Annotated in this window: 22 protein-coding genes; 8 read left to right on the top strand and 14 right to left on the bottom strand. The window is 66.2% G+C overall.

The features are described 5' to 3' along the window. Positions 1–148: 148 nt before the first annotated feature. Positions 149–1336, bottom strand: a complete 1188-nt coding sequence (gene ribA, locus J2S73_RS12245) for a GTP cyclohydrolase II RibA (protein WP_306885823.1) — start codon at positions 1334–1336, stop codon at positions 149–151. Between the two features lie 101 nt (positions 1337–1437). Between ribA and J2S73_RS12240 the strand changes: the two genes are divergently transcribed. Next, positions 1438–2229 (top strand): RibD family protein, encoded by a 792-nt coding sequence (locus J2S73_RS12240; RefSeq protein WP_306885822.1) that lies wholly within the window; start codon positions 1438–1440, stop codon positions 2227–2229. Between the two features lie 29 nt (positions 2230–2258). Here J2S73_RS12240 and J2S73_RS12235 read toward each other — a convergent pair whose 3' ends face one another. The 4 genes from J2S73_RS12235 to J2S73_RS12220 are packed head-to-tail and all read right to left on the bottom strand — an operon-like array spanning position 2259 to position 5524. Then, positions 2259–3056 (bottom strand): methyltransferase domain-containing protein, encoded by a 798-nt coding sequence (locus J2S73_RS12235; RefSeq protein WP_306885821.1) that lies wholly within the window; start codon positions 3054–3056, stop codon positions 2259–2261. Continuing rightward, a complete protein-coding gene (locus J2S73_RS12230; protein WP_306885820.1) occupies positions 3040–4104 on the bottom strand; it encodes a glycosyltransferase family 4 protein in 1065 nt (354 codons plus the stop codon). Before J2S73_RS12230 ends, J2S73_RS12235 begins: the two co-directional genes overlap by 17 nt. After that, the gene (locus tag J2S73_RS12225; RefSeq protein ID WP_306885819.1) at positions 4101–4505 is read right to left on the bottom strand and encodes a 6-pyruvoyl trahydropterin synthase family protein; all 405 of its coding nucleotides are present in this window, start codon (positions 4503–4505) and stop codon (positions 4101–4103) included. The genes J2S73_RS12230 and J2S73_RS12225 overlap by 4 nt, the downstream gene beginning before the upstream one ends. Before the next feature lie 29 nt (positions 4506–4534). Next, positions 4535–5524 (bottom strand): zinc-dependent alcohol dehydrogenase, encoded by a 990-nt coding sequence (locus J2S73_RS12220; protein ID WP_306885818.1) that lies wholly within the window; start codon positions 5522–5524, stop codon positions 4535–4537. Between the two features lie 169 nt (positions 5525–5693). On the opposite strand from J2S73_RS12220, the gene mdoH reads away from it, so the two are divergent. From mdoH to J2S73_RS12195, 5 genes are all read left to right on the top strand, one after another. Then, complete coding sequence (mdoH, locus tag J2S73_RS12215) at positions 5694–7529, top strand: glucans biosynthesis glucosyltransferase MdoH (RefSeq protein WP_306885817.1); 1836 nt, start codon at positions 5694–5696, stop codon at positions 7527–7529. Between the two features lie 59 nt (positions 7530–7588). Next, positions 7589–8350 (top strand): FkbM family methyltransferase, encoded by a 762-nt coding sequence (locus tag J2S73_RS12210; RefSeq protein ID WP_306885816.1) that lies wholly within the window; start codon positions 7589–7591, stop codon positions 8348–8350. After that, a complete protein-coding gene (locus tag J2S73_RS12205) occupies positions 8347–9177 on the top strand; it encodes a CE1 family esterase (RefSeq protein ID WP_306885815.1) in 831 nt (276 codons plus the stop codon). The genes J2S73_RS12210 and J2S73_RS12205 overlap by 4 nt, the downstream gene beginning before the upstream one ends. A 90-nt stretch (positions 9178–9267) precedes the next feature. Further along, on the top strand, positions 9268–10542 hold the full coding sequence (locus J2S73_RS12200) for a CaiB/BaiF CoA transferase family protein (protein ID WP_306885814.1): 1275 nt from the start codon (positions 9268–9270) through the stop codon (positions 10540–10542). Continuing rightward, positions 10539–12146, top strand: coding sequence for a thiamine pyrophosphate-binding protein (locus J2S73_RS12195; RefSeq protein ID WP_306885813.1), 1608 nt, complete (start codon positions 10539–10541; stop codon positions 12144–12146). The genes J2S73_RS12200 and J2S73_RS12195 overlap by 4 nt, the downstream gene beginning before the upstream one ends. Positions 12147–12181: 35 nt before the next feature. Here the strand turns inward: J2S73_RS12195 and J2S73_RS12190 are convergent, their stop codons facing one another. The 5 genes from J2S73_RS12190 to J2S73_RS12170 all read right to left on the bottom strand — a co-directional run bounded on the left by J2S73_RS12190 (position 12182) and on the right by J2S73_RS12170 (position 17862). Further along, positions 12182–13372: an acetate/propionate family kinase gene (locus J2S73_RS12190; protein WP_306885812.1), complete on the bottom strand. Its 1191-nt coding sequence runs from the start codon at positions 13370–13372 to the stop codon at positions 12182–12184. A gap of 15 nt (positions 13373–13387) precedes the next feature. Further along, positions 13388–14392 carry a bifunctional enoyl-CoA hydratase/phosphate acetyltransferase gene (locus J2S73_RS12185; RefSeq protein WP_306885811.1) on the bottom strand — a complete coding sequence of 335 codons (1005 nt, stop codon included), beginning with the start codon at positions 14390–14392 and terminating at the stop codon, positions 13388–13390. A gap of 107 nt (positions 14393–14499) precedes the next feature. Then, positions 14500–15633 carry an alpha-hydroxy acid oxidase gene (locus J2S73_RS12180; RefSeq protein ID WP_306885810.1) on the bottom strand — a complete coding sequence of 378 codons (1134 nt, stop codon included), beginning with the start codon at positions 15631–15633 and terminating at the stop codon, positions 14500–14502. 13 nt (positions 15634–15646) lie between these two features. After that, the gene (locus J2S73_RS12175; RefSeq protein WP_306885809.1) at positions 15647–16534 is read right to left on the bottom strand and encodes an NAD(P)-dependent oxidoreductase; all 888 of its coding nucleotides are present in this window, start codon (positions 16532–16534) and stop codon (positions 15647–15649) included. Between the two features lie 182 nt (positions 16535–16716). Next, positions 16717–17862: a diguanylate cyclase gene (locus tag J2S73_RS12170; protein ID WP_306885808.1), complete on the bottom strand. Its 1146-nt coding sequence runs from the start codon at positions 17860–17862 to the stop codon at positions 16717–16719. 361 nt (positions 17863–18223) lie between these two features. Here J2S73_RS12170 and J2S73_RS12165 point away from each other — a divergent pair, with 361 nt between their 5' ends. Continuing rightward, positions 18224–19474, top strand: a complete 1251-nt coding sequence (locus J2S73_RS12165) for an acyltransferase family protein (protein ID WP_306886312.1) — start codon at positions 18224–18226, stop codon at positions 19472–19474. Between the two features lie 60 nt (positions 19475–19534). Next, positions 19535–19858, top strand: coding sequence for a hypothetical protein (locus tag J2S73_RS12160; RefSeq protein WP_306885807.1), 324 nt, complete (start codon positions 19535–19537; stop codon positions 19856–19858). A gap of 61 nt (positions 19859–19919) precedes the next feature. Here the strand turns inward: J2S73_RS12160 and J2S73_RS12155 are convergent, their stop codons facing one another. The 4 genes from J2S73_RS12155 to J2S73_RS12140 are packed head-to-tail and all read right to left on the bottom strand — an operon-like array spanning position 19920 to position 23631. Continuing rightward, on the bottom strand, positions 19920–20675 hold the full coding sequence (locus J2S73_RS12155) for an ABC transporter ATP-binding protein (protein WP_370874422.1): 756 nt from the start codon (positions 20673–20675) through the stop codon (positions 19920–19922). Continuing rightward, positions 20672–21430, bottom strand: coding sequence for an ABC transporter ATP-binding protein (locus J2S73_RS12150; protein WP_306885806.1), 759 nt, complete (start codon positions 21428–21430; stop codon positions 20672–20674). Before J2S73_RS12150 ends, J2S73_RS12155 begins: the two co-directional genes overlap by 4 nt. A 14-nt stretch (positions 21431–21444) precedes the next feature. Beyond that, positions 21445–22599, bottom strand: coding sequence for a branched-chain amino acid ABC transporter permease (locus J2S73_RS12145; protein WP_306885805.1), 1155 nt, complete (start codon positions 22597–22599; stop codon positions 21445–21447). 3 nt (positions 22600–22602) lie between these two features. After that, positions 22603–23631: a branched-chain amino acid ABC transporter permease gene (locus tag J2S73_RS12140; RefSeq protein WP_306885804.1), complete on the bottom strand. Its 1029-nt coding sequence runs from the start codon at positions 23629–23631 to the stop codon at positions 22603–22605. Between the last annotated feature and the right edge of the window lie 58 nt (positions 23632–23689).

Below are 23689 nucleotides of genomic sequence, written 5' to 3'. Positions count from 1 at the left end.
GTCTCCCCTGATCTGGCCGGTGCGGTGCGACCTGTCTGCCGCGTCGCACCTCCTTGGCCCGCCGGCGCCTACAATGCTCCGATTGAGACGTAACAATCAAACCGGAACAATGACGAATTCGGCGGAAACCACAGGCGGCCGGACCCGGCTAATCGCGGGAGCCGGCCTTGACCGACGAGACCGCTGCCACCGGCCCGTCGCCGGAGCCGAGCTGATCCAGGAAATGGCCGGCGCGCGCCGCCTTGGCTTCCAGATAGCGCCGGTTCTCGGCATTGACCGGAGCCAGAACCGGAATGCGGCCACTGACTTCGATGCCGGCGGCGCGAAGGGCGTCGATCTTCGTCGGATTGTTGGTCAGGAGCACGATCTGGCGCCAGCCCAGCTGGGAGACGATCCGGCCGGCCGCGGTGTAGTCGCGCTCGTCCTCGTGATAGCCAAGCGCCGTGTTGGCATCGACGGTATCCAGGCCGAGATCCTGCAGATTGTAGGCACGGAGTTTGTTGGCGAGGCCCAGGCCGCGCCCTTCCTGGTCGAGATAGACGACGCAGCCGCCGCCGAGCTGGTCGATGCGCTCAAGCGCCAGGCGGAGCTGGTCACCACAGTCGCAGCGGCGGGAGCCGAAGATGTCGCCGGTGGCACAGGCGGAATGGACCCGGACGCGCAACGGTTGCTTCGGGTCCGGCTGGCCGACCATGACGGCGACCGCGGTTCCGCCCATGATGTCGCGGAACACGATGAAGCGGCTGTCGATGTCGCCGCGCAGCGGCACCGGGGCTTCGGCCACCATCTTGAGGGTTTCGGCCACCTGCCTGCGATAGTCGAGGGCGGTTTCGGCATTGACCACGAGCGGGGTCGGATCGAGCGACGCGGCATCTGGATGGACGGGAGCGGCGATCAGAGCCGGCAGGAGCTCCGCACATTTGGCGATCTCCAGCGCGGCCTCTTCGGCGGTCCCGCCGGGGGAGGTGGTGTGTCCCACCTTGACCTCGGAACCGGCCGAAAGGGTCATCAGGTCCTCGGGCGTCGCATTTGGCGAGAGAGACACCGCCGTCGCTTCGTAGGCGGTCAGTCCGATCGCGGCCGCGCGCCGATCGGTGACCAGCAGGTGCGGCGGTTCGGCAGCAACATCCTGGCGGAAGGTGTCGAGCATGGTCTGGTCGAGACCGTCGACCGCAAGCACGGCGACCGCGTCCGAGCCCGAGCGGACGATCAGCGGACGGCCGGCGCGCAGGTCCGCGCAGCCGCGATGGATCTGGATCAGTTCGGTGGTTGCCTTCTTGGAATGGCCGGACCACGTTTCGGATTCACCGGCCATGTCGCCACTCAACTCCGTCACGTCCAATTGCTCCACATAATGGGCGCGTCGTTGATGCTGTGCCAAAAACGTGCTCCTCAAAAACTCTCGTCCACCATCACCGGTTACAGCGGAGTGAACAGGTGACCACCGACCGTGCGCCTTTACCGACAGATGACGGGTCCTGGGCTTCGGTTCTGTCAGCCGCCCGCGACGGCGGGCGGATTGCGCCGGAATGGCAGTCGCTGTTTGCTCCGATCATCGGGGCCGGCGCCGGCAAGCCCTTCGTCATTGGACAATTAGGGCAGTCGCTCGACGGACGTGTGGCCACGTCCACGGGACAGTCGCGATACATTAACGGGCCGGACTGTCTTAACCATCTGCATCGTCTCAGGGCATTGGTCGATGTCGTGATCGTCGGCGTCGGTACGGTGATAGCGGACGATCCGCGGTTGACGGTTCGTCTGGTCGATGGCCCGAGCCCGGTCCGGGTGGTGATCGATCCGCGCGGACGAATCCCACGGATCGCCCGGATGTTTTCGGACGCGTCGACCGATATCGTCGTTATTACGCAGGATACCGGCCCATTGGATCTCCCTTCTTTCGTTAAAGTGGTTCGGTTGCCGGGAGATGGAAAGGGCCGCATCGATCCGAAGGCGATCCGGGAGGTGCTTTTCGGGCTCGGATATCGTCGAATGCTGGTTGAAGGCGGGCCGAACACGGTGTCGGCCTTTCTGGAGGCGGATGCACTCGACCGGCTCCATCTTCTGGTGGCGCCAGTCATCATCGGGGCTGGGCCAGCCGGTGTCTCTCTGGCACCAACCGACGCGCTGAGCGATGCGCGCCGACCGGTCACCACATCTCACCGGCTCGGCGACGAAATCGTCTTCGACTGCGATCTCCGCCGGCAACAGGCGCCGATTTCGCCGGAGTAGGGACTCCGCCGGGAACGAGCGGAGCGCGGTCAGGCCGCACCCGGCCGGGCCAGAATGTCGATGTGTCCGACCCGCGCGGCGAGGTCGCCCGCATCCGCCGCCGCCAGCCGCCGCTGTCGCCATCCGCCCAGGTCGACGGGGGCGAGAAGCCCGATCTCTCCGGCCGCCTCGGCCCAGCCGTTCACGAGTGCGTGCGTGAGCGCCGCGTCGTCGGAATCGAGAAGCCAGTCGGACTGACCGCTCTCCACCGCGAACCCGGCCGTACGGAGCTTTTCGACGGCGACCGCCCCCGCATCGGGGCCGAGCGCGGGACCGAAGCCCTTGTCGCCATGCTGATGCTGGTTGATCGCGTCGACGACCACCGGGTCGATCGGGTCGCCGGGGCTCAGGGTCGTGCTGCCATCGTAGGTGAGGGCCGCATAGAACGGTATGCGGAGACTGGCGAGCCGCTCGACCAGGCGGTCCAGCCATGCTTCTGAGACAAGGTCGAGCAGGGCGGAACAGGTCACCAGATCCGGGACGGGATCGAACACCGCCTCAAGATCCCTGTCGAGGTCGACGCGTCGGGTTTCGACCTGCTCCTCGGGCAAGCGCCAGGACGCCTCGGCAAGAAGGGCCGGATCATTGTCCGCGAGCGTCCACCGCATCCTTTGCGGCAGATGGGGAGAAAGCGCGCGGACCGTGGATCCGGTGCCGGCGCCCAGGTCGACGGCGTGGAGACCGTCCCTCCCGGACAGGTCGGCGGCCAGATGGGCGACGACCACCCGGTTGCGCGCCTGCAGGTCGGCCGGCTCCCGCAGTTTCAGCCATTCACTTGGAAACGTCACGGCACAGTCCTTCGATCACATCGCTCACATGCCTGGCGGTCGCCGACCATTTCGGCAGTCGCCCGGCCGCATCCCTTGTACCGGCTGCCAGATCGCCGCGAAGCGCGGGGTCGCCGATCAGGCGCTCCAGCGCCTTCGCCAGGGCCGCTTCGTCGTCCGGCGGAACCTTGAGCCCCGCCGCGTCCGGTATGGTCTCGGTCAACGCGCCCGCCGCCGTGCCGACGATCGGCAGTCCGTGGGCGATCGCCTCTGTCACCACCATTCCGTAGCCTTCGTAGCGGGACGAAATGACGAAGATGTTGGCAGCCCGGTAGTGCGCTTCCAGCGCCGCGGCGTCGACACGTCCGGATATGCGGATGCGATCGCCCAGTCCGGCAGCAGCGACCTTGTCGGAAAGGTCTTTGGCGGTCGCCGGATCGCGATCGGGGTCGCCGACAATATCGAGCTGCCAGTCCAGGTGACGAATTCGAGCGAGTGCGCCGACGAGGACGTCATAACCCTTGCGAGGGACGAGCGCGCCGACCGCAAGAAGGCGGGCAGGGGGGTCCGGGTCGCGGTCGATCCGGGTGGCTACATCGACGCCGGGCTCGGCGACGCTCAGACGGGCAGGCGATACCTGAAAATGGTCGGCCAGCGTCGAGGCCGTCGTCCGGCTGGTGGTCACGACGGCATGGGCACGCGCGAGAGCTCTGGTCTCGCTTGCCTGCAGCGCCTGCCGGCGGGCGGGTGTCAGACCGGTTTCCCAGGCGAGCGGATGATGGACCAGCGCGATCAGGGGCGCGCGGGCGGCCAGCATGGCCGCTTCGTCGGGAAGCACGCCGAGGGCGAGCCCGTCGACCAGGGTCGGACGGCGATCGGGTATGCCGGTGAGCGCTGCAGCAGCAAAAGCCCTCTGACCTTCATCGGGATGCGGAAAGCCGTCGCCGAGACCGACGACCTCGACGGGATGGCCGAGGGCTTCCAGCTCCGCGATGAGACGCCGGTCGTAGGCGTAGCCGCCGGTCGCCGTGTTCAGATCGCCGGGGACGGCAAAGGCGATCCGGTTCACGACGTGACCGGCGCCTCGTACCAGGCGCGCGCCACATGGGACTCGGAGATGGTGACCCGGATGGACGCGATCTCGCCCGCGGGCCGGCCGAGATGACCGGCGCGGACGGCAGCCGCCATCTCGTCGAAAATGTGCCGGGTCAGGAACTCGGTGGTGGTGTTTTTGCCGGCGAAGTCGGGCACATCGTCGAGATTGCGGTAGTTGAGCGGCGCAAGCGTCGTCTTCAGCGTTTCGTGGGCCCGGCCGATGTCCACCACGATCCCGTTGGCGTCCAGCCGCTCGGAAAAGAACGCAACGTCGACGACGAAGGTGGCACCGTGCAGGGCCTGCGCCGGGCCGAAGACCTCGCCCCGGAAGGAATGGGCGATCATGATGTGGTCGCGGACTTCGACGGCGTGCACGGCAAACTCCCGGTCTTGTTGGGGCGGAATCACGAACTGCTTGGATAACGGATCACAGGGCAGAGCAGACCACTGGCGGCGGAAAAAATCTCCACCAGCCGGTCGGGCACCTCGGCGAACGGCACGGCCGGTTCGATGAACCCGTCGAGGACGGGGTCGGAGAGCAGGTCGAGGGCCTTCGCCAGGCGCCGTCGATGGCTCCAGCGCGCGCGGTGGGAAGGAGCAACCTGTCCGACCTGGCTGGAGCGGATCGTCAGCCGACGGCTGTGGAACACCCCGCCGAACGAGGCGAGCACAGGTTTCGTCCCGTACCAGCTCAATTCCACCACCGTCGCTTCGAAGCCGGCGATCCGAAGCGCGAAATCGAAACCGGTGCCGGAGGCGCTGGTGTGGAACACGAGATCGTGTTCGCCGTCATAGTCGCTCGGATGGGAATAGCGCGCGCCGATCCGGGCGACGATGTCGGCCCGGGCCGGGTTGATGTCGAGAACCGTGACGTCCGTGCCCGGCGTGCGCGCTGCGAGATAGGCGACAAGCAGCCCGACCACTCCGCCGCCGACCACGGCAACCGAGTCCCCAGGCGCAACGCCGCCGTCCCAGACGCCGTTCAGCGCCGTTTCCATGTTCGCCGCCAGCACGGCCCGCTCGGTTGGCACGGCGTCGGGAACCGGAATCGCGGCCTCGGCCGGAATGTCGAAGACGTCCTGATGGGGGTGGAGCGCAAACATCCGCTGGCCGATGAGATGGTCCGGGCCGGTTTCTACGGTCCCGACGGCGGCGTAGCCGTACTTCACCGGGAACGGGAAATCGCCTTCCTGGAACGGGGCGCGCATCCGCTCGAACTCGCCCTCGGGAACCTCGCCGCGGAAGACCAGACCTTCGCTGCCCCGGCTGATGCCGCTGGCAAGCGTGCGGATGCGCAGGTGATCCGGTGGCAGGGAGCCGAGCGTAACCTTGCGGTGTTCTGCCTGCCCGGGAGCGACGGTCCAGAGAGCTTGAGCGGTGTCGGTCACTGTCATCACTTGGTCGGGATTGTCGGGTGAAGTCCTGGCCGAAGGCTTGCATCCACGCCTTCGCCCGCCGTTCGCGCAGATGTGAAGACGTTTTTCGCATCTGGCCCTTTTGTGTGTCTGATTCTAGTCATTGGTGCACTGCGGGAAACCGGGTCTGCCAGTCAGAGGAGTGTCGATGAGTTCCGCACCGTCCCATGTCCATGCGATGTCCACCGGCGCGACGCCCGGCGTCAAGCGCCGCCGGCTGATATTCGCAACGCTCACGACGGTGACTGCTCTCGCGCTGCTCGCGCTGATGACCGTCACCCTGTCGCCCAACGGTTACGACGCAGCCGACCTGGTCATGATCGGGTTCTTCGCCGTGACGCTCCCCTACACGGCGGTCGGGTTCTGGAACGCGGTGATCGGTCTCGTGCTGATGCGGTTCTCGCGGGCGCCACTGGAGCTCACCTGTCCGGCGGCGGCCTCGGACGATCCCTCCAGGGCGATCTCCGACAGGACGGCGCTCTTGTCCTGCATCCGCAACGAGGACGTGGAAACCGTCTCTCGAAATCTTTCCGCCATGATCGACGGTCTTGCCCATGCCGGCGTCGCCGACAGGTTCGACGTGTTCGTGCTGAGCGACTCCAACTGGCTCGACGTCATCGAGGCGGAAGAGACGACCATTGCGGCCCTTCAGGCCCGATGGGCTGACACGATCCGCATCACCTATCGCCGGCGCGACGACAATCCGGGCTACAAGGCCGGAAACATCCGGGATTTCTGCGACCGGTGGGGGGCCGACTACCAGTACGCCCTCGTGCTCGACGCCGACAGTTTCATGTCTGCGGCCGCCATCCAGCGGCTGGTGCGGGTCATGGAGAACAGCCCGGAGATCGGGATCCTGCAGAGCCTGGTGGTGGGCAGCCCGACGACGAGCTTCTTCGCTCGCGTCTTCCAATTCGGCATGCGGCTGGGTATGCGCTCCCATACGATGGGCGCTGCCTGGTGGCAGGCCGATTGCGGCCCCTACTGGGGGCACAACGCGATCATCCGTCTGGCGCCGTTCATGGCCGATTGCCACCTGCCGACCCTGCCGGGACGGCCGCCGCTGGGTGGCTGGATCCTGAGCCACGACCAGGTCGAGGCCGTGCTGATGCGGCGCGCCGGCTACGAGGTCCGGGTCATTCCGGAAGAGTTCGAGAGCTACGAGGAAAACCCGCCGACGCTTCTGGAATTCATCCGCCGCGACCTTCGCTGGTGCCAGGGGAACATGCAGTACGGCCGCCTGCTCGGCATGAAGGGGCTCGCACCCGTCAGCCGCATCCAGCTGGCGCTCGCGATGCTCATGTTCCTGGGGTCGGCCGCATGGATCGGCTTCATGGCGACGACCGCGGCGCGCGTGTTTCTTGCCGACGAACCGGCCGTCATGTTCCGACCGGACACCGGCATGGCGATGCTTGCGACGATCCTGACGATGATCTTCGCGCCGAAGCTCGCCACGGTCATCGACGTGCTGAGCCGCAGGGAGGCGCGCCGTGCATTCGGCGGCACCTTCCGGATTCTGGTGAGCGTGATGGGCGAAGTCCTGTTCTTCATGCTGCTCGCGCCGACGGCGGCGCTCGCGCACACGCTGTTCATTGCCGGGCTTCCGTTCGGCCGGACGATCGGGTGGAGCGCCCAGCGCCGATCCGGACACAGCGTGTCGCCGTTCATCGCGCTGCGCCGGTTCTGGGCCCAGACGGCGCTCGGCGTTGCCGGCATCGTCGGGTTTGCCGGCATTTCAACGGCCGCCCTGATCGCTGCGGCTCCGGTCGTGGGCGGACTGACGCTTGCGGTTCCGTTTGCGGTGATCACGGCCTCCGCGACGCTCGGCGCGCTCGCGGTCCGGTTCGGCCTGTGGCGCATTCCGGAGGAAACCCTGCGCCCCGCCGCCCTGGCGCCGCTTTCCCTACCTGCGTTGCAGACACCGTGGGTGGCCGGTGCCGGCGAGACCCCGATCAGCGCGGTTTCCGAACCCGCCAAGGGCTAACAGGGCTAACATCCATCATGTTCGACCGGTTGAGATCGGCCTACGGGATCGGTCGCTCCATGGCTATCTACTATGGCAACGCCGGACGTCGGAAAGCGATGGACCGCCTCTATGGTCGGTTCTGCCGGCCCGGCGATCTCGTGTTCGATGTCGGTGCCCATGTCGGCGACCGGGTGGCCTCGTTCCGCAGGCTCGGCGCCCGGGTGGTGGCGGTCGAGCCGCAGCCCGGCGTCCGCACCGCGCTCACGTTGCTCTACGGTCGCGACCCGAACATCGTGCTCGAACCGTGCGCCGTCGGCGCCTCCGCCGGCAGCACGACCTTCTGGATCAACGTCGACAACCCGACCGTGTCGACTGCCTCGCAAGCATTCGTGGAGGCGGCGTCCCGGGCGGAGACGGGATGGGACGGGCAGGTCTGGCGGCGCCGGGTCGAGGTACCGCTGGACACCCTCGACGGGCTGATCGCACGGCACGGCACGCCACGCTTCGCCAAGATCGATGTTGAGGGGTTCGAGGCCGATGTCCTCGCCGGCCTCTCGACCCCGCTGGACGCGCTCTCGTTCGAGTTCACCACAATCCAGCCCGAGGTGGCCTTTCGCTGTATCGCCTGTCTGGCGAACCTGGGACCCTATCGCTTCAACGTCGCTCTGGGGGAAAGCCAGAAGCTGAGCTTCGATCGCTGGTGCAGCCGGAACGAACTGGAGGATTGGCTCTCACGGCTTCCGGCAGAGGCGAATTCCGGGGACGTTTACGCGCTCCTCGACCATCCCAAAGTCCGGCCCGTCGACCCGCCCGAGAGGGAGCAGCAGGGGGAAGCATGACCCATCTTTGGTTTCGCACCGGCCTGATACCGGCGGCGATCTTCTTCTGTCTATCGACAGCCGCCGCGGCGGCTGGGACGATGGAATGCCCGGATCCCGACGGCTGCACGGTCGACGGCGGCAGCTACCGGGCCTATATGCCGGCCGATCTCGACGGCAAGAGCGCACTGCCCGTCCTGGTCTATTTCCACGGCTGGCAGGGATCCGCCGAGGGCGTGATGAAGAACGAAGGCCTGAAGGCTGCAGCCGACGAGCTCGGCGTGCTCCTGATAGCGCCGGACGGCGCGGACAAGACCTGGTCGTTTCCGGGATCGCCGTCCCAGGAGCGTGACGAAACCGCCTTCGTCGATGCCGTGATGGACGACGTGGCGGACCGCTTTCCCATCGATCCGGACAAGACCGTCGCCACCGGTTTCTCCATGGGCGGCTCCATGGCCTGGTTCGTCGCCTGTGACCTCGGCGATCGGTTCGCTGGCTTCATTCCGGTGGCGGGCGCCTACTGGGACCCGATCCCGTCCGACTGCGCGTCGCCGGTGCCCAATCTCGTTCACGTGCACGGCACCAGCGACACCGTCGTCCCCATGGAGGGGCGGCCGATCCGGGAGATCTACCGGCAGTCGGACGTTGAGGACAGCCTGGCGACCTGGACGACGAAGGCCGGCTGCGATGCGGAACCGGTCCCGGCTTCCCTCGGAGACCTGGCTTGCCGGAAATGGACCGGGTGCGGAACAAAGCTCATCGAGCTCTGCACGCATCCGGGCGGGCACCTCATCGAACCGCAGTGGATCGTGGACGGCTACCACCGGCTGATGGATCCCGCGCGCTGACGTGACGGCGCCGGGAGATGCCGCCAGCTTGTTTGGCGCCGCGGCGTGTGTCATGGCCAAAGACAACCGAGACAGCCCGAGGACACGCCCATGACGTCGCCAGCGGCCACCGCCGAGACCTTCGCCCAGACGGGGCCGCTCGCCGATATCAAGGTGGTCGATCTGACGCGCATTCTGGCGGGCCCGACGGCGGCCCAGCTTCTCGGGGATCTCGGCGCGGACGTGGTCAAGATCGAGCGGCCGGGCAAGGGCGACGACACGCGGGGATGGGGCCCGCCCTTCGTGAAGGATGCCGACGGAAACGAGACCGCGGAGAGCGCCTACTATCTATGCGCCAACCGGAACAAGCGGTCGATCGCCGTCGACCTGTCGCGGCCCGAGGGCCAGGAGATCATCCGGCGTCTGGTGGCCGATGCCGACGTCGTTCTGGAAAACTACAAGGTCGGTCAGCTCGCCCGCTACGGGCTCGACTACGAGAGCCTCAGCCAGCTCAATCCGAAGATCGTCTACTGCTCGATCACCGGGTTCGGCCAGACGGGTCCCTACGCGCCGCGTGCCGGCTACGATTTCATGATCCAGGGCATGGGCGGGATCATGAGCCTCACCGGGTTCCCGGACGAAGACGGCGGCCGACCGACCAAGGTCGGCGTGGGGATCGCCGACGTGATGTGCGGCATGTACGCGGCCAACGCCATCCAGGCGGCGCTTCACGCGCGGGAGAAGACGGGGAAGGGCCAGTACATCGATCTCGCCCTCTTCGACACCCAGATTTCCTGGCTGATCAATCAGGCGCTTGCTTTTCTCACCAGTGGCGAGGTGCCCGGCCGCCTCGGCAATGCGCATCCGACCGTGGTGCCCTACGAGACGTTCGCCGCATCGGACGGGGATTTCATCATCGCAGCCGGCAACGACGGTCAGTTCCGGCGCCTGTGCGAGATCGCCGGACGGCCCGAACTGGCGGACGACCCGCGCTTCGCCACCAACCGGGACCGGGTCGTGAACCGGGCGGAGCTCATTCCGGCCATCAACGCCTTCACCCGGACGCGAACGGCGGCCGACTGGATCTCGGCGCTGGAGGTGGCGGGCATCCCGTGCGGACCGATCAACGATCTGGGCGAGGTTTTCGACCATCCGCAGGCCGTTCACCGGGGCGCGAAGGTGACCATGCCGCACGCGACGTCGGCAACGGGCACGGTCGACCTGATCGGCAACCCGATTAAGATGAGCGAAACACCGGTGTCCTACCGGCGCGCGCCGCCGCGGCTCGGCGAACACACGCTCGAAGTTCTCGCCGGCGAACTCGGCTATTCAAGTGAGGACATCGAGCGGCTTTCGTCCGACGGTATCGTGGAGATCGGCACATGAAGACGGGCGCGGAACTGATCGCGGCGAAACTGGCCGCCGTCGGATGCCGGACGGCATTCGGTATCCCCGGCGGTGAGGTGCTGGCTCTCGTCGACGCCCTCGACCGGGCGGGCGTGCGGTTCGTGCTCACCAAGCACGAGACGGCAGCGGGCTTCTTCGCCGAGGGTGGCTGGCACGCGACCGGCGTGCCCGGCATTCTGGTGGCGACGATCGGGCCGGGGCTGGCCAACGCCGTCAACGCGATCGCCAACGCCCATCAGGACAAGGTGCCGCTGATCATCCTGACCGGCTGTGTCGATGCGGCCGACGCCGACACCTACACCCATCAGGTGTTCGATCACCGGGCGCTGCTGGCACCCATCGTGAAGGCGAGTTTCCGGGCAAGCGCGGGGAGCCTCGACGCGGTGGTCGACAAGGCGCTGACCCTGCTGTGGGACGGGCAGCCCGGGCCGATCCACATCGACGTGCCGATCAGCGTCGCGGAATCCGACTGCGGCGAGACCGCTGGGCCGGTTCCGACCCTGCCGGGACCTTCGGTGCCGGCGCCCGGCGGCGATCTGGAGACCGCCCGCGCCTGGCTCGCAGGCAGCAAGCGTCCGCTGGCGATCGCCGGCGTGGACGCGGTCAACGACGAGGCGGGAGCCGCCCTGACGGCGTTCTGCGAGCGCCATTCGGTTCCGCTGGTGACGACCTACAAGGCGAAGGGGCTCCTGGACGAGGACCATGCTCTGGCGCTCGGCGGAGCCGGCCTGTCACCCCGGGCCGACGGGATTTTGAAGCCCCTGATCGAGGCGGCGGACCTGATCCTTCTCATCGGCTACGACCCGATCGAGATGCGCATCGGCTGGCGCGATCCGTGGCCCGACGACAAGCGCGTGGTGGAGATCACCCCGGTGACCCGAAGCCACGGCATGCACGCGGTTTCGGTGACGCTGAAGGGCTCCGTCGCTCCGACGCTGACGGCGCTCTCCGACACCCTGGACGGGCACGCGACCTGGCCGGACGGAGAGCCGGCAGCGGTTCGGGCAGAGCTGAGGTCCGCCTTCTCGGCTTCGGATGCCTGGACGCCGGCGCAGGTTTTCGCGACGGCGCGGTCGGTCCTCCCCCATGATGGCGTCATCACCGCCGATTCCGGCGCCCATCGGATCCTTCTCAGCCAGATGTGGACGGCCCATCATCCGCGCGCGGTGCTGCAATCGTCGGCGCTGTGCACCATGGGCTGCGCGGTGCCGATCGCGGCCGGCTACAAGCTGCAGCACCCGCACGCGCCGGTGGTTGCCTTCGTCGGCGACGCGGGGCTGGAGATGACGCTCGGCGAGTTGGCGACCATCCGCGACCTCGGTCTCTCCGTGGTGATCATCGTGCTGGTCGACCAGTCGCTTGCGCTGATCGAGCTCAAGCAGCGGGCGCAACAGCGCCCGTCCGTCGGCGTCGAGTTCGGCGGAACCGATTTTCCGGCCGTCGCCCGGTCCCTCGGCGGAGAAGGCGTCTGGGTCGACGACGCCGAAGCCCTCGCCACGGAGCTGGAAGAGGCGCTCGGCCGCGACGGCTTCACGGTGATCGCCGCGCGGGTCGACAAGAGGGGCTACGAAGGCGCGTTCTGACCGGTGCGCGCCGGAACCGGGTTCGAGGACGGGCGTCAGGCGGGCGAGGGGGCATCCGCGGCAATACGTGCAGTGTGCCGCGCGATCATGAATTCCTCGTTGGTCGGGATCACGTAGACCTTCACCGGCGACGCATCGGTTGAGATCCTGAGCTTGCTGGCCGCGTTGCGTTCCGGGTCGATGGAGATGCCGAGCCAGTCCTCGTCGTGGAGGATACGGTGCCGCACGCCGGCGGCGTTCTCGCCGATGCCGCCTGTCAGTACGACCGCGTCCAGTCCCTGCAGCACCGCCGCGAGCGCACCGAGCTCGCGGCGCACACGGAAGACGAAATAGTCCAGCGCCGCCGCGGCGTCGGGCGATGAGCTCGCTTCCAGATCGCGCATGTCGTTGGAAATGCCGGACAGCCCCTTGAGACCGGATTCGTTGTAGAGGAGCCGGGTCAGCTCGTCCGGCGACATGCCGCGCTCGGTCATTAGATAAAGCAGCACGCCCGGATCGATCTGCCCGCAGCGCGTGCCCATCGGCAGCCCGTCGAGCGCGGTGAAGCCCATCGAGGAGGCGACCGAGACGCCGTTCTGGATCGCGCACATGGAGGCGCCGTTGCCGAGATGGGCAACCACCAGCCGGTGGCTGTCCTCCGCAAGCCCGAGCTCGTGGATGCGGGCGACGATGTACTCGTAGGACAGGCCGTGGAAGCCGTACCGCCGCACGCCCTCGTCGTAGAAATGCTTCGGCAGCGCGAAGGTGTCGTTCACCCAGGGATGCTTGCGGTGGAAGCTGGTGTCGAAACAGGCGACCTGGACCGCATCGGGGAACGCTTTACGGGCCGCTTCCACGCCGGACAGATTGTGCGGTTGATGCAGCGGGGCGAGCGGATTGTAGGCGCGCAGCCGGTCCAGCACCGCGTCGTCAATCGCGACCGGAGCCTCGAAGTCCGGACCGCCATGGACGATCCGGTGACCGACGGCGACCACCGCGTAATCCGGATGGCGCTCGCGCAGAAGCTCGAGGATCACCGCGACACCGGCCGTATGATCGGTCGGCGCCGTCTCGCCCTCAAGTGCGGTGTCGACGACCTTTTCCCCGTTCTCTCGGGCGACGAGGCGTGGATGCGTTCCCAGCCCGTCGATCTGCCCGCGGATGATCTCGCGCAGGGCATCGGAGGAGAAGAGCGAGAACTTGATGCTCGACGAGCCGGCGTTGATGGTCAGGATGACGTCGCTCACGCGCGCACCTTCACGTCAGGTCAGGGGGACGGACCGGGACTTGGCCCAGTGGTCGTAGAGCAGGGCGAGAGCCGCAGAGGCCGCACGGGCGCGGTCGTCGTCGGCGCGGCTGGTCAGCATGATCGGAACGGTGGCCCCGATAACAAGGCCGGCCGATTCCGCGCCGCCCAGGAAGGTCAGTCCCTTGAGGAGGATGTTGCCCGCCTCGATGCTCGGGACCACGAGGACTTCCGCTTGTCCGGCCACCGGCGAGTCCAGACCCTTTGTGGCCGCGGCCTGGGCGTCGATGGCGTTGTCCATGGCGAACGGCCCGTCGACGATGCCGCCCTTGATCTGACCGCGGTCGGCCATCTTGGCCAGAATGGCCGCATCCACGCTCGAAGGAATGACCTGGTTGACGGTTTCGACCGCCGAGAGGATCGCGACCTTGGGCACCTGGATACCGAGCGCCATCGCCAGGTCGATCGCGTTCTGGACGATGTCGGCCTTGGTGGCGAGATCCGGGGTGATGTTGATCGCGGCATCGGTGATCAGAAGGGGCCGCGGATGGCGGGGCAGGTCGGCCACGAACACGTGGGACAGGCGCCGTCCGGTCCGCAGTCCGCCGTCGCGCCGGACGATCGGATGCAGGAAGTCGTCGGTGTGGATGTGGCCCTTCATCAGGCAGCGCACACGCTGGTCGTGAACCAGCTTCACCGCCGTGGCGGCGGCTTCGGCATGGCTCTTCCGTTCGATGATCTCGAAGCCGTCGATGCTGCGCCCGAGACTGTCGGCCGCCTTGCGGATCGCATCAGGGTCGCCGACCAGGATCGGCTCGATCAGGTCCCGGTCATGGGCTTCCAGCGCGCCGCCAAGCGAGCCTTCCTCGTGAGGACACACGACGGCGGTGGGCACCGGATCGACCGGTTCCGCACGGCCTTCGAAGACCTGGAAATGGATGCGTTCGCCCGCGGTGAGCTTGGAGTGCGCCTCAAGGGGCGCCTCTCCGGGCGTCTTCGGCGTGTCGGCGGGATCGACCATGGATGGCTCCGACTTCCTGTCTCCGCACCGCTGGACCCTAGCCGGATGCGATGACGATTGTGCAACGCACACAAGGCGATGCCAAGACTGGTTCACGCGCCCGGCGATCAGGAAGGTATCTGACACCCGGCAAGCTCGTCGACGGTCGTGATCCCCAGGAGGGCGAGGGTCCGCCGCAGGTCGTCGGCCACGTGGTCCACGGCGCTGTTGAGGCCGGCTTCCCCGCCGCCGGCAATCGCCATCATCGGCAGCCGCCCGAGAAGCACGAAATCCGCGCCACGCGCGATTGCCTTGGCGACGTGCTCGCCGGAGCGGACGCCGCTGTCGAGGAGGACGGGAAAATCGGGGCCGACCGCAGCGCGGATCGCAGGCAACGCATCGATCGAGGCGATCGCGCTGTTGAGCTGCCGTCCGCCGTGGGTCGACACCACGATGCCGTCCGCTCCGGCATCCCGGGCCCGTTCGGCCGCGCCGGGAGACAAGACGCCCTTGATCACGAGCTTGCGCGGCCACCGCTGGCGGATCCGATCCAGCACCGCCCAGTCGAGACGGCCGGAACTCTGCGCCGCCATGAATTTCGCCAGCTGACCGGCGCTTGCAGACGGATCGGTATAGCGCTCGATGTTGGCGAAGCGCGGCATGCCGGAGCGGGCCAGCGCCAGGCACCAGGCCGGGTGGGTCGCAATGTCCAGGCCAAGGCGGAGCGAGGGACGCAGGGGCAGCTGGAGCCCGTTGCGAAGATCGCGCATCCTGAGGCCGGGCACCGGCACGTCGACGGTGACGAAGAGGACCTCCACGCCGGCCTTGTCTGCCCGGTCGACGATGTCGTCGGCGACCGCTTCGTCGGCGGCCACATAGAGCTGGAACCAGGACTTCCCGCCGGAGATGTCCGCGATGTCCTCGATGGAGGTGGAGGCAGCGGTGGACAGGACATGGGGCATGTTCCGGTCGACAGCCGTTTCCGCCAGGAACCGGTCGGCACCGGGCCAGATCAGGCCGGTCAGTCCGAGCGGAGCGAACCCGAAGGGCAGGGCGAAGTCCCGGCCGAACAGCGACCGGGACAGGTCGATCCGGTCGACGTTCACCAGCACTTCGGGAACGAAGCGGAGCCGTTCGAACGCGTCGACCGACTCAGCCAGGCCGACTTCCGTTCCCGAACCGCCGTCGAGATAGTCGAAGGCCACACGGGGAATGCGCCGACGCGCGGAGCGCCGGAATTCGTCGAATGTCTTGAGATCCATGTCCGATGCGGCCCTACTCGTCCTCGAACAGGGTGATGAGGCTCGAGATGTCGTCGTCGAGGGAGTGACCCGGCTTCTTCCCGAGGCTGCGGTAGAGTTCGATCGTGCGCTCGGACGTCGGCGTCCAGGCGTCTGCGGCCTGGGCCGCCGCCACAGCCATCTTCAGGTCCTTGAGCATGACCGAAGCACCGCCGAGTTTCGGCTCGTAGGTGTGGGTGGCCATGCGCGGGCCGAATATCTGAAGCGGCAAGGAATCGGCGAAGCCGCCTTTCAGGGCGGCGGCCAGTTGTTCGACATCGACCCCGGCCTTTCGGCCGAAGGCGAGGGTTTCGGCCATCACCATCATGTTGTTGGCGACGATCATCTGATTGCAGAGCTTGGCAAGTTGACCCGCTCCCGAAGGGCCGAGGTGTGTCATGCGGGACGAGACCCGGTCGATCAGCGGGCGGGCCCGTTCGATCGCGGCCGCATCGCCGCCAGCCAGCACGATCAGGCTGCCGGCTTCCGCAGCAGGCACGCCGCCGGATACCGGCGCGTCGATCCAGTCGATGCCGTGCGTCTTCAGTTCAGACCCGATGGCCTGGGCTTCGTCCGGAGCGATCGTGGAAAAATCGACGATCGTCTTCCCGGCCTTCTCGGCTGCGGCGATGAACCCGTCCTTGCCGAGTGCGACCTCGCGCACGGCGGCGCCGTCCAGGATGCAGATGCCGACCAGGTCCGAGGCGTCCAGCAGCGCGGCCGGCGTCTCGGCAAGGGCGGCGCCTTCGGACACCAGTCCGTCGGCCCGGCTTGCGGTCCGGTTCCAGACCGTGAGTGGTCCCGGGTCCAGAAGGTGGCGCGCCATCGGCACACCCATCACACCAAGGCCGGCAAAGCCGAAACGGGGGGAGGCATCCATCATGGTCGATTCTTTCGCAGTGGATTCCGGTCGAGGCAGGACAGACCGTCCTCTCGGCAGCCTGGGAACGGTCGGATCGTTTAGGGGAGTGAGCCGACAGTCAAGCTCGGGAATGATCGGCCGGTTCGTTCCTCTGACCGCATGCGGCCGAAGTTCCGGTCTGCCGGCTGCCAGTCCACCGGCGGCTACTTGAGCGGGCCGCCCACCATAGCCAGCCGCGCAGGCGGGCCATCCGCCTCGTCAAGCGTGGGCGTATCGATCACCACCGTGTTGCGGCCGAGATGCTTTGCCTCGTACAGCGCCCTGTCGGCGCCGGATAGGCATCGGCTCATGGTCGAGTAGCTTTCCACGTCGGCGCTCACACCGAGGCTGACGGTGAAGCGGATGTCGTTGCCCTCAGCCACCAGCACTTCGCTTTCGACGCGAGCCCGAATGCGTTCGGCGACCAGGTATCCGGATGCGCTTGTGGTGTAGGGCAGGAGCAGGCCGAACTCCTCGCCACCGGTTCGAGCGACGACATCGGATGTGCGCGATTCCTCCAGCATGATTCGCGCCAGGCGCTGGATGACGATGTCGCCGACGGGATGGCCGAAGGTGTCGTTGATCAGCTTGAACCGGTCGATATCGACCAGGACGATCGTGAACGCTTCGTCGTAGCGCTCCCAGCGTTTCCACTCTTTCGTCAGATGCGCGAAGAACGCGCGGCGGTTCGCCAGTCCGCTGAGTTCGTCGATATAGGCCATCTCCCGCACACGGGCTTCCGCCCGTCCGCGCTGTTGTTCGTGGAGCAGGATGGCACCGAGGAAGACGACGCCGAACAGCCGCATCAGGTTCACCGTCCACCCCGAATGGGTGAGGACCTCCAGGGCGACTGCCGGCGGGAGGAGCAGAAGGCTGAGGGTCGTCAGCGGCGTCGCCGACGCCAGAACGATGATGTGCCGGTACCGGATTTTCTCGGATTTCCGATAAAAAATGTAGTAGCCGGCCAATCCGATCGCGAGACTGATCAGGATCGACAGCACGCCCGCCGGCGCACCGATGCCGCCGAAATGGATCCGCAGCACCGATGGGAGCGCCGCCGCGATGCCCCCGGCGAGCGGACCACCGAAGAAGCCGGCCAGCACCACCATCGTGGTCCGCGAATCGACGAAAATACCGGCCTGAATAGAGATTGGATCGAGCATGGTGGCGCACGCGCCAAGGCCGCACAAAAGGCCCAGAACGAGAGCGGATGCAGGTCCTTTGAGGCGGGGAGCCACGAAGCCGTAGCCAACGGCGACCACCGCGAGCATGCCCGTGTTGCGCAAGAGCGCGACGATAAAGTCGATCACCAGTGATTCAGCTCGAAATCCGCGTTCCAGGGAGGGGTCCCGTTCATGGCGCTGGATCAGATGCCCCTGAACAAGCACGTCGGACAGGACGAGTGCGCAGGAGCTACCATCTCTTCGGTATCTGCGCACCCCTCTAATGTAGCGAATGTCCAACTTTTAATTGAATTTCGATATTTTCTGCCTTTGAGCGGGAGGGTCGTCCCTTTTTGTCGCGGAACGCGCGGTGTCTCGCACCCCGGATAATGAGGGGTCGGTCGACCCAAAGGTCAAAAACCACTTGCCCCCGGACAGCGACCTGAGTCCATGTCCGGTCACCCGGCGGGGACGCAATCAGCCGAAAAACCGAACAAGGTGACCGACCATTTCCGCCTCGAAACGCACATACGCTCCGGGCCCGGCAGAGGCTCCGGGAGACGGGCGCAGCGGGAGCAGCCGGTTCACGGCTGACGGCTCGGTCTACCGGCGGCGAATCGCCGGCGCGGTCGACCTTCCCGACTACATTCCCGGTCTGGACGGGTTGAGAGCGATCTCGGTCATGCTCGTCATCGTGGCCCACGCGGGTTTCGAGCACATCATCCCCGGCGGCCTCGGGGTGACGGTGTTCTTCTTTATCAGCGGCTTTCTGATCACCAATCTGATGATCAGCGAGGCGGTCCAGACCGGCCGGACGGCGATCGGGAAGTTCTACGTCCGGCGCTATCTCCGGCTCGCTCCGGAGCTTTACTTCTACGTTCTGGTCTGCCTGCTGGCCTCAGCGCTGTTCTTCCGGGTGGAGACGGGCGAGATCGTCGCTGCCGCGCTTTACGTGATGAACTACTTCCGTCTGTTCGCTGAGGCGGATTCGAGCGGTCCGATCAATCCCTTCGTGCTGGGTCATCTCTGGTCGCTGGCCGTCGAGGAGCACTTCTATCTCGTGTTCCCGCTGTTGTTCGCCGCGCTCTTCCGGCGCCCGAAGGCTCTGCTTGCAGCCCTGATCGCGATCTGCGGGGCAGCTGTGGTCGTGAGGGCCGTTGCGTTCGGCGTGTTCGGGAATGTCGACTACACGTCCTTTGCCTCCGACGCGCGCATCGATTCCATCATCTACGGCTGTCTGCTGGCGCTGGGCCTGCGCCATCCTTCAGGCGCCTCGTTCGCCGAGCGGGTCGGGAAAAGCCCGGTGCTCCTGGCCGCGCTTGCCCTGATGCTGGCCACGCTTCTGTTTCGCGACGACACCTTCCGGGCCGTGTTCCGCTACAGTCTCCAGGGTGTTGCGCTGTTCGTCGGGGTGGCGGCGCTCTACACGAACGCGCTCGGGACCTTCGCGGTGACAATCTTGGAACTGGGCCCGCTGCGCTTCCTCGGCCGGATCTCCTACGGCATGTATCTGTGGCATTTCCTGCCGGTCCAGGCCGTCTTCATGTGGCGCGGCTTCGATCCCGCCGAGGCCGTCGCGGCGCCGCTTTCCGACAAGCTGACCGCAATTGTGGTATCGACAGCGGTGGCGGTCGCGATGGGGTATCTCGGTCAACGGTTCCTGCTGCGACCGCTGGCAGGGGTGCGTCACCGGTTCGGATCCCGCACCGCGCAGGGGTTGGCGCGAGAACCGGACGACGCTTTCCAGCGTAATGTTTGATACAGGCGAGGGCACCTCTGTGCGATAGGTAGCTCGCGACCTTATCGGAGGAATGACCCCATGAAATACGGAAAACGCCTGGTCGCAGGCGCCCTCGCAGTCTGCGGCCTGTCGGTTGCCGCACTTGTCACGCCCGTCCAGGCCACGACGCTGTCCGAGATTGCCGCAATCAGGAAGGCGACGCCGTCCTGCAACGCGAACCCGGGCGCGCCCTGGGTCGGCCGGGTGTCCGGGAGCGTGGAGAACGACATCGACGACCGCATCATTCCGGTCTCGTTCGTCGGCTGCTTCCAGAGCCAGCCGGAGTGCGAGCGTTGGAAAGAGAAGACCAGCGGCTTCATCACCGGTCCGATCATCCAGTACAGCTGCGACGCCCGGAAATAGATCGGGCGCGCCGCTTCGGGAATGGCGCGCCCGCTCTTATGACGTCGCGATCGAGCGCGGATCAGACCGCGAGGTACTGCTCGCGCAGTTCCGGATTGTCGAGCACCTCGCGTGCCGACCCGTCGAAGACCACCTGACCCATGTCCAGAATGATGGCCCGGTCGGCCAGGTGCAGCGCCGCGATGGCGTTCTGTTCGACGATGACGGTGGTGAGGCCGATCTCCTTGATCTGCTCCAGCGTGCGTTCGATTTCCTGCACGATCACCGGGGCGAGACCCTCATAGGGCTCGTCCAGCAGAAAGAGCTTCACGTCCCGGGCAAGCGCCCGGGCGACCGCCAGCATCTGCTGCTCGCCACCCGACAGCGTGACGCCTTCCTGGCGCCGGCGTTCGCCGAGCCGGGGGAAGAGCTCGAAGATCCGCTCCTTCGACCACCCGATCGGCGGAGCGATCTGGGCGAGGTCGAGGTTTTCCTCCACGCTCAGCCCGGCGATGATGCGCCGGTCTTCCGGAACCAGGGCGATACCGTGGCGCGCCGCCTCGTGGGCCTTCATCTTGTGAACGGGCGCATCTTCCAGCCAGATCTCGCCCTGCTTCAGGTCCGGCGTGCCGACGCGGGCGACGCTGCGCAGGGTCGACGTCTTGCCTGCGCCGTTCCGGCCGAGAAGTGCGAGGATTTCGCCTTTCCGGACCTCGAAGGAGACGCCCTGCACGATGTAGCTCTCGCCGTAGTAGGCGTGAATGTCGCGCACGATCAGAAAGGGTGCGCCCTCGGGGGTCTTCGTCCCGGGACGCTCGAGGGTGTCGGTCGTCGTCACAGGTGCGCTCCTCCCAGATAGGCTTCCTGAACCTTCGGATTGCCTTTGATGTTTTCCGGCTTGTCCTCGACGATCACGCCGCCCTGAGCCATGACGGTCACGTAGTGAGCCAGGGAAAAGACCACGTGCATGTCGTGCTCGATCACGACCATGGTCTGGTTCCGGCGCTCGCTGATCTCCTTCAGCAGGTCGATCGTCCGGTTGGTGTCGTGGCGGGCCATGCCGGCGGTCGGCTCGTCGAGGAGCAGGAGTTTCGGATCCTGTGTCAGGCACATGGCAAGCTCCAGCCGCCGCTTGTCACCGCGCGACAAGCTGTTGGCGACCATGTCGGATTTTTCAGCCAGTCCGACGTCGGCCAGACCGGCTTCCGCCCGATCCCTGATCTCCGCCTCATGGTCCATCCGGTGCCAGGCATCCAGACGGAATGTGCCGTCCCGATGGGCCAGTGCCGGGATCATGACGTTTTCCAGCAGCGTAAGCTCGCCGAAAATCTCCGGCGTCTGGAACACCCGGCTGACGCCGATCTGGTTGATCTCGTAGGGTTTTACGCCGACGAGCGACCGGCCGTTGAAGGTGACGGTTCCGGAGTCCGGCACGAGACGTCCGATCAGGCAGTTGAGCAGGGTCGACTTGCCCGCGCCGTTCGGCCCGATGATGGCATGGACCGACCCTTCGTTGACGGAGAGGTTGATGTGATCGAGCGCCTTGAGGCCGCCGAAGGCCTTGTTGACGTCGTTGACTTCGAGAAGACCCATCTTTCCGTCTCCCCTCAGCGCGCCGTCTGAGCAGCGTCATCGCGCGCGGCGTGCGACTGCTCCGGTCGTTTTCGCCCGAACACGGCCTTCGCCAGGCGTCTCAGCCCTTCGATGATGCCTCCGGGCAGGAAGATCACGACGATCATGAACATCAGGCCGAGTGTGAGATGCCACCCTTCGCCGACGAAGAGCCCGGCGAGCGAGACAGTCGCGTCGCGCATGCCTTCCGGCATGAAGGAAAAGACGTGTTCGAGGGTCTGCTCGTTGAAGGCGGAGAAGATGTTCTCGAAATACTTGATCAGAGCGGCGCCAAGCATCGGTCCCATCAGCGTGCCGGCACCGCCGAGGATGGTCATCAGCACCACCTCGCCGGAGGCCGTCCACTGCATGCGCTCCGCACCTGCAAGCGGATCGGTGATGCACATCAGCGCGCCGGCGAGGCCGGCATACATGCCGGAGATCACGAAGGCGGCGAGGGCGTAGGGCCGGGTGTTGAGGCCGGTATAGCCCATCCGGTTCTGGTTGGTCTTGACAGCTTTCAGCATCAGGCCGAACGGCGAACGGAAGATCATGATGGCCAGCCAGGACACCAGGATCAGCACGACGGCGCAGAAATAGAACCCCGCCATGCCCGTCATCTCGATGCCGAACAGGCTGGCCACCAGCGGGCCGGTATCACTGCCGTTGCCGTCGAAGATGCGGGGGTCCGAGCGCAGGACGCGCAGGCCGGTCTCGCCATTGGTGATGGGCGTCAGCACCGAGTAGGCGAGATTGTAGCACATCTGGGCGAAGGCAAGGGTCAGGATCGAGAAGTAGATGCCCGTGCGGCGCAGCGACAGGAAACCGATCACGAGCGCGAACACGCCGGCGATGATCACCGCCGCGATAAGGGCCGGGATCGGGTTCATGCCGAGCAGTTTGAAGCTCCAGACGGCCGTGTAGGACCCGACACCGAGGAAGGCGGCGTGGCCGAAGGAAAGGTAGCCGGTCAGGCCGAACAGGATGTTGAAGCCTGTGGCGAAGATCCCGAAGATCGCGAACTTCTGCATCAGGTCCGGATAGGAGGCGCCGAACGGCTCCAGCCAGATCGGCATGGTCAGGATCGCAACCGCGAAAATCGCGATCAGGATCAGGTCGTTCTGCAGGTTGTCCTTGTCGAGAAAGTCCATCTGTCAGCCCTCCATCACGCCCTTGCGGCCCATCAGACCGCGCGGCCGGACCAGGAGGATCGCGACGGCCACGAGATAGATGATGATCTGGTCGATGCCTGGGAAAATCGATTTGATCTCGGTCATCGATGCAAAGGACTGCAGGATGCCGAGCAGGAAGCCGGCTGCGACGGCGCCGGTCAGCGATCCCATTCCGCCGACGACCACGACCACGAAGGACAGGACGAGGAAGTCCATGCCCATGTGATAATCGGGAGGCAGGATGGGTGTGTACATGACGCCGGCCAGTCCCGCGACGACCGCGGCAATGCCGAACATGATGGTGAAGCGCTTGTCGATGTCGATGCCCAGGAGCCCGACCGTCTCGCGGTCGGCCATACCGGCGCGTACGACCATGCCGAAGGTCGTGAACTGCAGGAATGCGAAGACCGCACAGATGACAGCCACGGAAAAGAGCAGGTAGACGAGGCGCCACCAGGGATAGGAGATCGCGTTCTCCGCGAATCCGAACCAGGACCCGATGTCAGCCGAGCCTGAAACGGCTTCGGGGGCGGGAATCGGGATCGGGTTGGCGCCGAACCAGACCTTGATGATCTCCTGCAGGACGATGGCGAGGCCGAACGTCACCAGGATCTGCTCGGCGTGCGGACGCCTGTAGAAGTGCTTGACGAGCCCGCGCTCCATAACGATCCCGATGACCAGCATAATGGGGATCGCAACCAGAATGGATAAGGGGACGGCGAAGTTCAGCATCGTCGAGCCGGCTTCGCCGAACCATGCCTCGATATAGGGCTGGCGGATTTCCGCCGGCGTGCCCCATGGGGTCATGTTGTTCGGGTCGATGCTCACCATCTCCAGGGTCAGGAGCTGGTAGAGGCCGACCGCACAGAACGCGCCGAGCATGAACAGCGCCCCGTGGGCGAAGTTCACCACGCCGAGCGTGCCGAAAATGAGTGTCAGGCCGAGCGCGATGAGGGCGTAGGCGCCCCCTTTGTCGAGCCCGTTCAGAATTTGCAGGAGAATCTGGTCCATGTGACCCGTGCTCCGGGCGGAGTTCCCGAATGGGGAAGCGCCGGTACCATCAGCGGGA

It is taken from the genome of Amorphus orientalis (genome assembly GCF_030814015.1).
Taxonomy (GTDB): domain Bacteria; phylum Pseudomonadota; class Alphaproteobacteria; order Rhizobiales; family Amorphaceae; genus Amorphus; species Amorphus orientalis.
The sequence above is the reverse complement of the archived record's forward strand: the minus strand, read 5'-3'. Positions and strand labels throughout refer to the sequence as shown.

Coding starts and splice junctions, on each gene's coding strand:
- J2S73_RS12220 (WP_306885818.1), bottom strand. CDS start 5,524: ATGACAGTGACCGACACCGCTCAAGCTCTCTGGACCGTCGCTCCCGGG.
- mdoH (WP_306885817.1), top strand. CDS start 5,694: ATGAGTTCCGCACCGTCCCATGTCCATGCGATGTCCACCGGCGCGACG.
- J2S73_RS12210 (WP_306885816.1), top strand. CDS start 7,589: ATGGCTATCTACTATGGCAACGCCGGACGTCGGAAAGCGATGGACCGC.
- J2S73_RS12205 (WP_306885815.1), top strand. CDS start 8,347: ATGACCCATCTTTGGTTTCGCACCGGCCTGATACCGGCGGCGATCTTC.
- J2S73_RS12200 (WP_306885814.1), top strand. CDS start 9,268: ATGACGTCGCCAGCGGCCACCGCCGAGACCTTCGCCCAGACGGGGCCG.
- J2S73_RS12195 (WP_306885813.1), top strand. CDS start 10,539: ATGAAGACGGGCGCGGAACTGATCGCGGCGAAACTGGCCGCCGTCGGA.
- J2S73_RS12185 (WP_306885811.1), bottom strand. CDS start 14,392: ATGGTCGATCCCGCCGACACGCCGAAGACGCCCGGAGAGGCGCCCCTT.
- J2S73_RS12180 (WP_306885810.1), bottom strand. CDS start 15,633: ATGGATCTCAAGACATTCGACGAATTCCGGCGCTCCGCGCGTCGGCGC.
- J2S73_RS12175 (WP_306885809.1), bottom strand. CDS start 16,534: ATGATGGATGCCTCCCCCCGTTTCGGCTTTGCCGGCCTTGGTGTGATG.
- J2S73_RS12160 (WP_306885807.1), top strand. CDS start 19,535: ATGAAATACGGAAAACGCCTGGTCGCAGGCGCCCTCGCAGTCTGCGGC.
- J2S73_RS12150 (WP_306885806.1), bottom strand. CDS start 21,430: ATGGGTCTTCTCGAAGTCAACGACGTCAACAAGGCCTTCGGCGGCCTC.
- J2S73_RS12145 (WP_306885805.1), bottom strand. CDS start 22,599: ATGGACTTTCTCGACAAGGACAACCTGCAGAACGACCTGATCCTGATC.
- J2S73_RS12140 (WP_306885804.1), bottom strand. CDS start 23,631: ATGGACCAGATTCTCCTGCAAATTCTGAACGGGCTCGACAAAGGGGGC.